Source organism: Virgibacillus salarius, assembly GCF_039521925.1.
Lineage (GTDB): Bacteria > Bacillota > Bacilli > Bacillales > Amphibacillaceae > Virgibacillus > Virgibacillus salarius.
The window spans coordinates 1-12,916 of sequence record NZ_BAAACY010000027.1 but is presented as its reverse complement, the minus strand read 5'-3'; the positions used below and the strand labels follow the sequence as shown (position 1 = coordinate 12,916).

Sequence of the window (12,916 nt, the reverse complement as noted above, 5' to 3'; positions counted from 1 at the left end):
ATTGTTCAAGTACTTTACTATTCAACACGCATCTAGCTTATCCTATACATTTTTTTATTAACTATCCGACCATCTGTTATAAGCATCCTGATAAATTTCAATATATTCTTCGATTTGCATGTTTTCAATTGTCTTTACATATTCCTCCCAGTTTGATAATGATTCAACACCTGTTATGAATTTAGCTTCCATTTGCTCTACATAGGATTGCAAATCAACTTCGATCGTATTTGCCTTCTTCTGTTCTTCTGGTGATAAATAAACCAATGGATACGGAACCTCTGCATAAGGCGAAATTTTTTCATTTGTTTCTGCAGCAATAAATTTATCGAATTCAGATAAGGCTCTACCTTCTATCGGCCCACTAATTGTAGGGGTGGAAATCCCATAATCTGGGGTGATCGTGCCACGATAATCTTCTTCCGATTTAAAGCCTTCTGGTACCTCGCGATCAACCTTCTCCCCTCCTTCTTTATCCTTCCACTCCCACATGTAACCTTCAGGGCCACGATTCAAAAATTCGTAGCCTTCCTTAGAGTAAAAATAATCTATCCATCTAATAGAAGCTTCAGGACTAGGATTATTGCTAGTAATCGCAAACGTACCTCTCTGAATAGCAGGGCTTCTAGGGATAATTGCTTTATTTGAAATCGAGCTTGTTAGTGGTTGAAACATCGGATTATTCATTGCCTCTTCTTCAGATTCTCCAGTTGTAAAGAATGAAAAATAGTCAGGGAATACGCCAATTCGATTTTCTTGCCCTTTTGCCTTTTTTTGTTCATCTGATTGCGAAAAGGTCTCTGGATCTAATAATTCTTCTTCATAAAGCTTATTCATAAATGTTAAGTATTCTTTATAGTTTTCGGTAATTGGTGTATACCTTACCTTCCCGTCCACTTCCTCTATTCCCCATTCTTTCATTCCAAATGCTCCTAACAGCCATGGTCTAGAGCTATTCATTTTCACATCAAGAAGCGGAATTTCATCAGCCTTCCCATTACCGTTGGGATCCTCTGTCTTAAATCGCTTTAATAGTTGATAGAACTCGTCTGTTGTTTTAGGTAATTCTTTAACTCCTAACGCATCTAGCCATTTACCGTTATACCATAAAGGTCCTCGATACCATCTAGAAGTAGGTCCTTCAGCAACGGTCGGTAGTGCATAAATATGACCATCTATTGTTGTTATCGATTTCTTTACATCTGGTCTTTCTTCTAAAAGCTTCTGCAGATTCGGAGCATGCTCAGCTATCAGATCTTCCAATGGTACTAATACACCCTGTTCACCATAATCTACTTCCATTGCTGGTGTGAAGTTACTTGAGCCTGCACCATAAATAATGTCTGCTATGTCGCCACTAGCAAATGCTAGATTTAGCTTTGTTTGAAAGTCATTTAACGGAGGTGTAATATACTCAAATTCCATATTTGTCATTTCAGCATATACTTGCAAGGTTGGCATATCACTCCACTCAGCGACACCAGTTCCAGGTGCCATCATGGACAGTTCAAGTTTTTCATCAACAATTGGAAAACCTTCTTCATTTACTTCGACATCAGTAGCCGAAGCAGACTCTTCATTTGTTTCTTTGGATTTACATGCAGCTAAAGTAACTACTAAAAGTCCAGTAATTAACAACAAATATACGATTTTTTTCATCCTACCATCCCCTTTCAGACATGTAATAGATTTCCTAAATGATAAGAAGTGGTCACCTCCTCGCGAATCGATATCACTTCATATTGATTAGCCCTTTAATGAGCCGATGAGAACACCTTTAACAAAATAACGCTGTAGGAAAGGGTAGACGATAATAACAGGAAGGGAAGAGACGATCATAACTCCATATTTAACGATAGCAGCAAGCTGTTGCTTACTATGCATTGCTTCTGCCATGCTTCCTGTCATGTTTGTATTTTGAGAGGCCATTTCCTGTAATACAAGTATTTCTCTTAGTACGAGTTGAAGTGGATACATTTCCTTATCCGATAAGTAGATTAATGCATTAAAGTAGCTGTTCCAATGTCCTACTCCATAAAATAATGCCATTACAGCAATAATTGGAGCGGATAGAGGTAGAATAATCTTTGTAAACAACTTAAAATTTGAGGCCCCATCTATTATTGCAGCTTCCTCTAACCCTTTAGGGATAGAAGTTTGAAAAAACACACGAGCAATTACAATATTCCAAACAGCGGCAGCATTTGGTAAAACCATTGCCCAAATCGTATCAATGAGTCCTAAGCTCTTAACAACTAAATACGTTGGGATTAATCCACCACTAAAAAACATGGTTAATACAAACATACCCATTAATAAATTTCTCCCTGCTAAATCTTTTCTTGATAGAGCATAAGCCGCTGGAATAGTAACTCCTAAATTAATGACGGTTCCTAAAACGGTGTATAGAATCGTATTTAAATATCCTCGCCAAATATCATCATTTTGAAATATTAACTTATATCCCTCTAGCGTTATTTCCTTTGGAAACAACCACATCTCACCAGTATTAACAGCTGATGGATTACTTATTGATGCACTAATAATGTAAATTAATGGATACAGCACAATCAATAATGCGGCAGTAAGAAATAATAGAACCAACACTTTAAACGCCTTATCTTTTTTTGTATCTTGGATTGCTGAGCCCATATAGTCTGTCCCTCCCTACCAAAGACTAGTCTCACTTGTTTTTCTTGCAATTTGGTTTACCGTTACAAGTAGAATCGCATTAATGACTGCATTAAATAAACCGACTGCAGCAGCAAAACTATACTGTGCATCTAATAAACCTGCTTGATAGACAAATGTTGCAATAACATTTGAAGATTCAAGATTAAGTGGATTTTGTAGTAATAATATTTTTTCAAAGCCCATTGCCATAATATTTCCTACGTTCATTATTAATAAGATAATCATAGTGGGAACAATTGCTGGGATGTTAATATGCCAGATACGTTGAAATCTAGATGCTCCATCTACAATCGCAGCCTCATGATGCTGCGGATCTACACTTGATAATGCGGCAAGATAAATAATCGTACCCCAACCTGTACTTTGCCATACGCCTGATAATACATATACGGTTTTAAACCAAGCAGGATCACTTAAGAAAGCAATTGGTTCAAAACCAAGTAATTGTATAGCATGATTGATAATTCCTGTGGCGGGAGATAGAAAAGCAATTATCATACCAGCCATGACAACGACGGAAATAAAATGGGGCGCATATGTAACCGTTTGTACCGTTCTTTTATACAATCCATCCTTCGCTTCATTTAAAGCTAATGCTAAGATAATCGGTAGTGGAAAACCAACGATTAATTCATATATACTAATGCCTAACGTATTCTTAATTAAATCCCAGAAATAATAGGATTCAAAAAATCGAGTAAAGTGTTCAAATCCTACCCATTCGCTCCCCCATATGCCTAATGTAGGAATAAAATTCTTAAAGGCAATTTGCACACCATACATTGGGATATAATGAAAGATGAAAAAGTATAAAAACGCTGGCAGGACAAATATATATAGCTGCCAATTCTGTAGGATCTTTCTATTCTTTCGATGTTTTTTAGGTTTGTTAATCTTATTGCTTTTACTGAAAGCTTCACCCTCAACAGGGTAAGCCTGCATTTCTTCCTCTCTTAACGGAGAATTAGCTGTGCCCACGTATTTGCCCTCCTTCCAATTTAAGAAACTGCTTACATGCTATATTTTTCAGAAAATACAATCAATATGTGATTTTCATTATAGCTTGTCAGCCAGTTTGTACACATACCGTTTATCAAGGGGTTCACCAATTGTACTATGTTACATTTGTTTTAATATGTTCCGTTTTACATTTCATCGTTTTGATAAAGTGTATCGGTGGGGACAAAAATGTTTTAATCAAAAAAACAAACAACTAGAAATGATCGTTGCTATGAACTACTCAAGAAATATACTTCGCTTTTTTTCGTGGGACGCTCGTGCACTATGGGGTCTCACTAATGCCTTTCCTCCTGCAGGAGCACTAATCGAATTGCTCGACAAAATTCCAAATACTGGAACCCATCCAAAAAAAGTTATTGTAGAAGCATTCGGTGATTTTCATTTTTAACTCTTGTTTCAAATCTTGAGATGCTGAGACTTGGTGTAATAGAATGATTGTTTAGGCTTATAATTCCTCTTTATCTAACCGACAACAAATGGTGGCATGGCCAAACGGTTAAGAAATGAAATGAAGTTTTCAAAAAATTCATTATTAGCTATGGTGGTTGTATTATTATATAGTAGTATGACTTTATCTGTAGCAGAGAATGAGAACGTTTTAGATAAGCAAAAGAAAATTGGAAATGATGTAGATGTACAAGCAATGACAGACGAAGAAATTCGAGATTTACAAAATATAGAGAACAATTGTCAAAGAGATCAACGATCTTAGGAAATTAAACAAGATGGTCTTACAGAAATTCCAATGAAAAAAGAAGATAGTAAAATTAACTATACGCTTTAACAAATGAGGGTGAGTTATTCAGTAATCTTTAACCGATATTTATAATAAAAAGGGGCGAATAAATGGGTGAATTTCAAAAGCTTGAGGGTATAAAATACTTTGTGTAAATGAATGGAATGACAACAAAGAAGACCTTATCTTGATAGAATTGAGTTACCACACAAAATTCACAGAAAAGAGGTCTTCCCAATGAATCAGTTAACAACAGAAATTACGATGCACTAGTCAGAAACAAGATCTCACCGAGGTTTTTCGTACGCATAAATCACATAATGCTTCTTATTCTCGTAAGTTACACACTGAGTTTGGAGACCTAAATATCAAAATTCGATGAATCGTAATGGCGTGTTTAAGCAACAGACCGTAGCTTCGTATAAGCACTTATTGGATTTTAATTAAGCCCGAGCAACGTTAGAAGCGATGTTTGAACAATTACATGAGACGAAAGAGTAGGACTCGCCAGCGCAAAAATTTTGGTGTTTTCAACAGGGATAACCCTTTCAAAAACATCAAAATCAATCCTTCGAACAAGTGTATTTTAAATACAGAGTGACGATCTTTCCGAAAAGATTGGAAACTCATTTACAAAAAATATTGACGGTACCTTGCTCATATCACTGCTTACTAACAATTTTTCATAAATTCGTATTCTTTTTTGATATAGTGCTAATTTCTATAAAGTTAAAAAAAACCACTATAGATTTGTGTGTTAAAAAATTGAAACAAACATTCATTAATGTGTATAACACACTTTTAAGGCTTAGTACTTAAAATACTCTCTCTCCAGAATAGAAAAATAGTATTGATCAACCCATTTATTTTGCTCTTCTCATACCAATATGTTCCATTAAAACTGCAGAGCGTTTATTATTTGAATTGCACATTCCAAATACTTTATGTGCGTCTAATTTTTCAAAAGCAAATCGCAATAACATTTTTGCTGCTTGGCTTCCGTAACCTTTTCCTCCATATTGGGGAAGTATTGCAAAGCCAATTTCCCAGCTCTTTCTATATTCACTATCGATCCATAATTGCGCTAAACCAATCGGTGTTTTATTCTTGTCTGTAGTGTTAGTAACTACAAAATCATAACTTATCGGATTTACCTTTTCTTCAATTTTTTGTATGTATTCCTCATGTATAACACCTTTATCTGATTCTACATACTCCTCAAAGTACCATAAATTTTCATCAGTCTCTATCCTGCATATAAAATCTAAATCATTGATTGATATCTTTGATAATAATAAATTTTCTCCGTACAGCTCCATTATAATCTCCTTAATAATTTCACCATTTTTTTTCGAATTCCTAATCACCTAAATTGTTCGTTATTTAAAATCGAACAACAATGTTGATTGCATATTTGTAAAGCCTGTATAGTACTGTTACCTAATTCATCACTATAGATAATCATATCAAGCTCAGTATGACAGCTTATTGTTTCACATTTGGAAATATTAGCGATATGATTAACCCCGAACCAAGCTCTGATTTTGCATCCAACTGAATTGCCAAATCATAAGCCATCTTGCTCACTAAGAAGAGTCCCATACCTGTCGATTGTCTTGTATAAGTACCTCTCCTTCCAGTAAAGCCCTTATCAAAAATAAATGGTAAATCCTCTTCATATACACCAGGTCCATTATCACTAATATTTAAAAAAGTTTGATCACTCACTTTGTCATAAACCGTTTCAAATTTCAAAATTGGACTATCCTCATTCTGTGGAACGTGTTTAGTACTATTAGCGATTATTTGTTCGAATATAAAAGCTAATCCTTTGCGGTCAGAAAAAATTTCCATTTCTTCACCTATGAATTGTATTTGAAAACCCGATTCATCTATTAGTGTTTGATGGTCTTCAATTGTCTTTTTACAAAATGATAGTAAATTTATAGACTCAAAAATATAATCTTTATGAGTAGCCCCAAGTCTTGCAAAATACAAAATTCGCTCTACGTCTCCAAGCATTTGATTCCTAATATGAAGCATACGCTGCCTAACAAAGGGAGATATTTCATCACTGCGGTTATCTAATACCAATGTCATCAATGACAGGGGCTTTTTAATTTCATGAACCCATCCTTCTATATAATTTTCATAATCATTCAACTCAATGACTTGATCATTAAGTTTTGACTGATATGATCTTATGACACTTCCCATTCTACGGATATATGACCAATTTGTCTTAGGAGATAGCTGACATAATATTTCTTCGTTCGCCCCGTTCGGTTCTAATAAAAAATCTTGAAAGACAGCTTCTATAATTTTTTGCTTTCTAATGATGATGAATACGGACAACGATATCATTGTTAGAGTAAAAATAATCATTAGTCCTACTAACACCTTAAAGGTTTCTGGGTAAGCCAACCAGGCTAGAAAGATAAATAGAAGATCTGTAGTAATTAAAATAAGAAACCATAGTTTATAAGCATGAAAACAATCATAGATTTGCTTTATCCATTTCATGGTTTCACCTACCCCCTAAGTCGATAACCTTGACCCCTTATTGTCTCAATATGATTCTCCAAGTCTATTTGCCGCAGTGTTTTTCGTAAGCGAGTCAGATTTACTTGAAGAGCATTTTCATCTATATATTGCTCCGTTCCCCATAAAAGTTCACTTAATGTTGACTTGGATACAATCTCAGGTCTATGCTCCACTAGAGCCAATAAAATTCTTCCTTCATTAGCTGATAATAACAACGACCGAGATCCCTTATACAAAGTAAAGGTATTCGGGTCTAGCGAAAAACTGCCACCATCTACTAACTTTGGTTGCTCTTTAAATCTTCTGAGCAAGTTCTGAATACGCGCTAACAATCTATTTCGATTACATGGTTTTATGAGGTAATCATCTGCGCCTAAATGAAAACCATGTAATTCATCTTGTAACTTATCTCTAGATGTAAGAATCAATATGGGACCAATCCCTTTTGATTTTAGACTTTTGCATATTTCAAATCCTGATTGTTCCGGTAAATTGATATCTAATAAGACTAAGTCTGGTACCAAAGTAGCTATTTGAAGTGCTATATCTTGAAAATCTTCCATTGCTACCGCTTCATACCCTTCTTTTTGCAATATATCCATTAACTCTTCTCTCATTAATAAATCATCTTCAACAATTGTAATCCTCGCCACTTTAGCACCTCCTTTGACTTCTCCTTAATCGATATTTGGCTTCCAACGCAATTTATCAATTTCATGATCTGCTGAACGTGCTACTGCTACGCCATAAATCACAAAAATGCCGAGTACAAGACAGGCAAAGGTAAGGGCAATCGGATACAGTAACACTTGATCATCGAAGTAAATAATAACAAATGAAATCATAGCCCTTATGCCAACCGCTCCACTGACGCATGCGAGAGACATAGGTAACAGAAAAGTCAGCAACACCTGTCTATGCACCGATTGTTTCATTTGCTTACGTTTTGCCCCCAACACGGAAAGCGTTACATAGCGTTGTCCAGTCTGCTTCATCTGCGTCAAAAATTGTAAAGCTATTACCGTACAGGCAATAATTAAGAATAAGAATCCCAAATATAGTGTCGTATAACTTCCAGCAACAACGTAGAAAAGTTTCCGTCCAAAGTTTTGTAAATAACTTTCAAACTCGAAGCCTGAGGATTGTAATAAATCTCTAGCCTCCATCATTGCCTTCATTAAACCTTGCTGTTCTTGCAGCCTTTGTGGAATGCAAAAATTCCAATAAGACACATAGGTTTCCGTATCTAGTAATTGTTCAAACATTTGATCGGGGACGATAAATGCTGAGGTAATTTCTACGGAACGATCTGCTACTAATCCTCTCATTGGAATTGATGGGTGTATAAATACTTCCTGATCATTAATGCTCATTAAACTTTGCCTTTCTTCTAGAGCATCCTCAAGAATACGATCTAGTACAGGCATGCTTTCTACATCATCCATAGGCATAAAATCTGGATTAAAGTATAAAGCAATTTCATCTGAATCTAGGTTCAGTGGTGTCTCTCCTATCGCCTCTAAAAGCCCATTATAAGATGTTTCAGGAATGAGGTAGGGTTTTGTTGCATCGATTTCTAGTACCCCAAAAAGATTAAGTGCTTCAGGATTCTCTGAACTGATATCATAATATTGCATTTCTCCAGATAAAATTTGCTCTCTATAGTTGCTTGGCAAAGCCATAATTAGTTGCTCTCTTAATTTTGACCAGTCTACCAACGATAAAGGCAAGTCGTCTTCCCCTTGTTCATCTTGATATTTCATTTGTCCAATTTCAAGAAAATTTAAGTCCTCTACATATGATACCATTTTTTCTGACGTAAGAAATTGCTCAGCCTTTTGATTATCGCTATTAACAGTAAAATCATAGATCGCGGGACCTCTAGTATAAACATTTTCTAACCCCATGATAGTCGAAGCACCATCTGTTAGCAAAATGATAGCGAGCATAATGAGAATCGATGTTACCGCAACAGAAGTAGATCGATTTGCTATGTTTTCTTGAAACTGCCTTAATGTAAATGTGTGCAGACCTTTCGTCGATTTACGCTCGGACATGCTTGCCAATAAGCCTAGTAATTTTGCAAATCCTCTCATAAAAAGGATTGTTCCTAAACTTCCGAGAGCCAATGCCGCGAACAAAATCAGTCCTGCAAAATCCATAAAACGGTATAAAACAATCCAATATGCAGCGCCTAATAAGATAGAACCTACTAATATATTGATAACGTTGCCTTTCAAATGCCCCATATCTTGTTTCTTATCCATTTGCTCATAAAGTAATTGATGTACCTCTTGATTAAATAATCTTCCCCCAAGAATGGCTAACGCTATAAACTGGATGAATAAAAAACCAACTATGGTAAAGAAAATTGCACCTACCGACAAGCTGATTTGATGACCGATAATTCCCTGCCCGACTAATTTAGATACCGTCAAGCTGATTATTTCTGCTAAAAATCCGCCTATCAAAATGCCTCCAATAAGTGCCAAAATAGAAGTAATAAACCCCTCGGCTAAAAGTTGAAGAATAAGGCGTTCCTTGCGCATTCCTAACATGAGGTAGAGCCCAAACTCTTTACTCCTTCGATTTAATTGGTACCGATTAGCAAATAAAGTTAAGAAAAATAATAAAAATAATGAAAATAGATACACAATTGGCATTTGAGCTAAAAGTTTATCAATCGCATCACTTTCAAACTCCTTTAAGAATAAAATAACATCTTGTCTCCCAAGTGAAAGAATGATATAAAACGAGGCTACTGCTGTTACAAGTGTTGCAAAGTAGATTAAATTCTCCTTACGATTTCGTTTAGCATTACGATAAATCAACCTAGAGAACATTTGCACTTCCTCCTCCAAGCTGAGCTAGTAAATGCAAAATTCTCTCATAAAATTTCTCTTGTGACTCATCATGTTTGCGGCGCAGTTCATGAAATATCACACCATCTTGAATAAAAAGGATTCTAGAACAAAAACTTGCAGCATTAGGATCGTGGCTGACCATTAAAATTGTTCTTCCTCTACTTCTATTAATACCTTCCAACTTATTCATTAATGTTCTTGCAGAGCGTGTGTCTAATGCTCCAGTCGGTTCGTCTGCAAGAACAATGTCTGGATTAGAAATCAAACTACGTGCAGCAGCTACCCTTTGCTTTTGTCCTCCAGACATCTGAGATGGAAATTTTTTAAGAATATCTGTAATTTCTAAAAAAAACGCTAGATCATCTAATTTAGTGTGTGCTTTTGCAAAATCTATCCCATGAATAGATAATGGTAATAGTATATTTTCTTGTCCAGTTAGATTATCCAGTAATTCAAAGTCTTGAAACAAATATCCAATTCGACTACCGCGATACTCGGCTAAATCCTTACTGTCAAAAGCACTGATGTTTTCACCATTTAAAAGTACACGCCCCGATGTTGGTTTTATTATTGTTGCAATACAGTTTAATAAAGTAGTTTTACCAGATCCACTTGGTCCCATTATTCCTAAGAATTCTCCAGGAAGAACATCAAAACTAACACCATTTAAAGCTTTTGTTATATTGTTTTTCTTTCCGTAGTTTTTTTGTAAGTCTTGAACTTTTAGTAATTTTCCTTGTCTGACCACTGTATCAAACACCTTCCTTATTATGCTATTTCGAAATTATAATCGAATTGAGTTATACACATTATAACCAGCATAAAAGACTAGAAACACTTACAAATATTGAAAGGAAAAATAAGAGAAGTTGCTTCGGTATTTTTTATCAATATAAATTGCACCTCAATAGCTCAATTATTGAAAGGCATTGCGTAGGGTACTTTATACAAAAGAACAAAGCATTCAACTGATTTCTAAATTAAATCCAATGATTACTCAAAATGAACGAGCAAACGGAAAAAGCTATTCCTGACCAGCCAATGGGAGAACAAATGCAGATTGATTTTGGTCATACAAAACAAAGAACACCTGACAATCAAGAGGTGAAGCTGAGGTTTATCGCATTTGTTTTGTCTAACTCGAGATACAAATATAAAAAATGGTTAGACAGACCTTTCACTACCCAGGATGTGATGGAAGCACATGAAGATGCATTTCGGTGGTATGGCGGAATCCCAAGAGAAATCGTTTATGATCAGGATAATTTAATCGTGGTCAGTGAAAATGGCGGGGATCTTATCTTAACGAAAGAGTTTGAACATTATAAGGAAACCAGGCGTTTAAACCTTCGTTTTTGAGATGGAGTTATATACAACATTCCAATTCGAAAAAATAATTTTTATCCTTTTGCCTAAAATTTATGTACTTATTCAAGGCATTTAGCGTAAAATTAATTTACGCAATAATTGTTCTTATTTTGATGCAGTATTACGGGTGGCGTCAAGAAAATGCGGATTTACAACGCTAAGCACATTTCCCTGACGCCATCCGAGAATAGACTCTTAAAATCGAGAATTAATTTTCCTGTAACTCTTTCACTGTTCTATAAAATGTTGTCTTTTTATCCTCTGTCGTAGTCAATGATTCTCATTATGAGAATCAAAAAGTATTAGATATGCAAAAAACTCAGGTGTTTCTTGATTAACATGAGATGTGTCGATTCCACGTTCGATAAGCATATCCACTTTTAGTTCTTCGCAATTGGAGGTTATTGCATTTAACTGGGATTCAATAATGACAAGTATTCTTTCATTATCAGATGCAATCCTCATATGATTGTAGTAATGATCACTTTTTTCATTTCTTACTACTTCATACGAAATGAAATTTAAGTTATCCAAGTTAGATTTTATAGGGTCGTTTTTGTGTGCATTAATATAGTTAAGGATTGTCATTTTTAAGAAAATAACTTCGGATTCTGATAATTCTGTTTCGGCAATATCTAATTTTTTTTGAAATGCGGAGATAATGTCATTAACTGATTGTAACGGTCGAATCCTATGGGAATATTGCTGCTTCAAATATGCTTTGTACTCATCATGATCCACGTAATCACCTCAATAAAAAAAGAAATAAGAGATGCTCTAGTGAACATCTCGATATTATTACTCTATAGCATATAATCGCATAGAGTACTTTAACTATACCAACAGTTACTTCTAATCTGTACCTTAGTTTCTTTAATCAATAAGTATAAAGTTTTATTGAATTGGCCATTGTCCAATAATATTCGTGGCACTCAACCAACCGGAGCTTGTTACATATACCATTAGACCAGAATCTGAGACTCTTACTTTTGTTTGGTTTGTTGGTACATTTGCAGTGCCGATATAAGTAGTGTGATAAGTAGATGCTATGCCAAAATTATAAGTTTTTGCTGGAAATGATTTATATACCGTACGATTAAGTACTGAGCTGTGCATGATATCCATTTTACTGAACTTTACAGCATTAGCAGCCTTATTCCCAGCATAAGTTAAGTATACATAAACTTGAGTAGAATTATCAGATGCTCTTATAAAAACTGGTGTAATCGTGCCTAGAGTTGCTTGAGTAGAAATTGAATCTTGAGATTCGTTGATATTGATTTGAGCTGGAGTACCGTCAGGATTTGGAGTGTTAAGTGTATTTTGAATAATTTCAAGATGTGCTGGAGTGATATTGTTTGACGTATTTTGTTGTACTGATTCTGCAAAAGTCGTGGATGAAGCTGAAAAAACAAGAAAAAACCCTAATAAAACAACGAATAATTTTCTCATAAAAAAATCCTCTTTTTAAATTTTTTGAGCGCTCTTATATTACATAATTCTACATATAAATCTAAAACCCTTTTAAAAAAGTAATAATTTTTAAAAAAGATAAATTGTTGAAGTATTTCGAATAAGAAAAGCCGGGCAAAAACCAGCCCGGTCCTTTCCTGTTTGCCGTAGCTAGAGCACATCCGATAGTTTGTATTCGTGTCCTTGTACTCCTTTATAATACTCCGGATACATTTCT

At 35.0% G+C, this 12,916-nt stretch carries 11 protein-coding genes and 2 pseudogenes; 3 read left to right on the top strand and 10 right to left on the bottom strand.

The window, feature by feature from the left end; genetic code table 11:
* Window positions 1–57 precede the first annotated feature (57 nt).
* The 3 genes from ABDZ84_RS04530 to ABDZ84_RS04520 form a co-directional block, all read right to left on the bottom strand.
* A complete protein-coding gene (locus ABDZ84_RS04530; protein WP_026682541.1) occupies window positions 58–1,659 on the bottom strand; it encodes an extracellular solute-binding protein in 1,602 nt (533 codons plus the stop codon).
* Window positions 1,660–1,746: 87 nt separating this feature from the next.
* A complete protein-coding gene (locus tag ABDZ84_RS04525) occupies window positions 1,747–2,652 on the bottom strand; it encodes a carbohydrate ABC transporter permease (protein ID WP_026682542.1) in 906 nt (301 codons plus the stop codon).
* A gap of 15 nt (window positions 2,653–2,667) precedes the next feature.
* Window positions 2,668–3,672, bottom strand: a complete 1,005-nt coding sequence (locus ABDZ84_RS04520; RefSeq protein WP_226983558.1) for an ABC transporter permease — start codon at window positions 3,670–3,672, stop codon at window positions 2,668–2,670.
* A 526-nt stretch (window positions 3,673–4,198) separates the two neighbouring features.
* On the opposite strand from ABDZ84_RS04520, the gene ABDZ84_RS04515 reads away from it, so the two are divergent.
* Window positions 4,199–4,426 carry a hypothetical protein gene (locus tag ABDZ84_RS04515; protein WP_026682545.1) on the top strand — a complete coding sequence of 76 codons (228 nt, stop codon included), beginning with the start codon at window positions 4,199–4,201 and terminating at the stop codon, window positions 4,424–4,426.
* 261 nt (window positions 4,427–4,687) lie between these two features.
* Window positions 4,688–4,888: pseudogene (locus ABDZ84_RS04510) on the top strand (transposase); the annotation flags it as partial.
* A 425-nt stretch (window positions 4,889–5,313) separates the two neighbouring features.
* On the opposite strand, the gene ABDZ84_RS04505 reads toward ABDZ84_RS04510, so the two are convergent.
* From ABDZ84_RS04505 to ABDZ84_RS04485, 5 genes are all read right to left on the bottom strand, one after another.
* Window positions 5,314–5,769 (bottom strand): GNAT family N-acetyltransferase, encoded by a 456-nt coding sequence (locus ABDZ84_RS04505; protein WP_343780325.1) that lies wholly within the window; start codon window positions 5,767–5,769, stop codon window positions 5,314–5,316.
* Window positions 5,770–5,935: 166 nt separating this feature from the next.
* Entirely contained in the window at window positions 5,936–6,973 is a 1,038-nt protein-coding gene (locus ABDZ84_RS04500) for a sensor histidine kinase (protein WP_026682547.1), read from the bottom strand.
* Between the two features lie 8 nt (window positions 6,974–6,981).
* Window positions 6,982–7,647, bottom strand: a complete 666-nt coding sequence (locus ABDZ84_RS04495; RefSeq protein WP_026682548.1) for a response regulator transcription factor — start codon at window positions 7,645–7,647, stop codon at window positions 6,982–6,984.
* Between the two features lie 24 nt (window positions 7,648–7,671).
* A complete protein-coding gene (locus ABDZ84_RS04490; protein WP_026682549.1) occupies window positions 7,672–9,837 on the bottom strand; it encodes an ABC transporter permease in 2,166 nt (721 codons plus the stop codon).
* Window positions 9,827–10,606 (bottom strand): ABC transporter ATP-binding protein, encoded by a 780-nt coding sequence (locus tag ABDZ84_RS04485; protein ID WP_026682550.1) that lies wholly within the window; start codon window positions 10,604–10,606, stop codon window positions 9,827–9,829. The genes ABDZ84_RS04490 and ABDZ84_RS04485 overlap by 11 nt, the downstream gene beginning before the upstream one ends.
* Before the next feature lie 272 nt (window positions 10,607–10,878).
* Here ABDZ84_RS04485 and ABDZ84_RS04480 point away from each other — a divergent pair.
* Window positions 10,879–11,208: pseudogene (locus tag ABDZ84_RS04480) on the top strand (IS21 family transposase); the annotation flags it as partial.
* A 288-nt stretch (window positions 11,209–11,496) separates the two neighbouring features.
* Here the strand turns inward: ABDZ84_RS04480 and ABDZ84_RS04475 are convergent.
* Together ABDZ84_RS04475 and ABDZ84_RS04470 are read right to left on the bottom strand one after the other, a co-directional pair.
* A complete protein-coding gene (locus ABDZ84_RS04475; RefSeq protein WP_026682551.1) occupies window positions 11,497–11,967 on the bottom strand; it encodes a hypothetical protein in 471 nt (156 codons plus the stop codon).
* A 153-nt stretch (window positions 11,968–12,120) separates the two neighbouring features.
* Window positions 12,121–12,678: a hypothetical protein gene (locus ABDZ84_RS04470; RefSeq protein ID WP_343780320.1), complete on the bottom strand. Its 558-nt coding sequence runs from the start codon at window positions 12,676–12,678 to the stop codon at window positions 12,121–12,123.
* Window positions 12,679–12,916: the final 238 nt, after the last annotated feature.

What these genes read in the sequence shown, in the direction of transcription:
- ABDZ84_RS04530 (WP_026682541.1), bottom strand. Translation starts at nt 1,659, where the DNA reads ATGAAAAAAATCGTATATTTGTTGTTAATTACTGGACTTTTAGTAGTT.
- ABDZ84_RS04525 (WP_026682542.1), bottom strand. Translation starts at nt 2,652, where the DNA reads ATGGGCTCAGCAATCCAAGATACAAAAAAAGATAAGGCGTTTAAAGTG.
- ABDZ84_RS04515 (WP_026682545.1), top strand. Translation starts at nt 4,199, where the DNA reads ATGGCCAAACGGTTAAGAAATGAAATGAAGTTTTCAAAAAATTCATTA.
- ABDZ84_RS04505 (WP_343780325.1), bottom strand. Translation starts at nt 5,769, where the DNA reads ATGGAGCTGTACGGAGAAAATTTATTATTATCAAAGATATCAATCAAT.
- ABDZ84_RS04500 (WP_026682547.1), bottom strand. Translation starts at nt 6,973, where the DNA reads ATGAAATGGATAAAGCAAATCTATGATTGTTTTCATGCTTATAAACTA.
- ABDZ84_RS04490 (WP_026682549.1), bottom strand. Translation starts at nt 9,837, where the DNA reads ATGTTCTCTAGGTTGATTTATCGTAATGCTAAACGAAATCGTAAGGAG.
- ABDZ84_RS04470 (WP_343780320.1), bottom strand. Translation starts at nt 12,678, where the DNA reads ATGAGAAAATTATTCGTTGTTTTATTAGGGTTTTTTCTTGTTTTTTCA.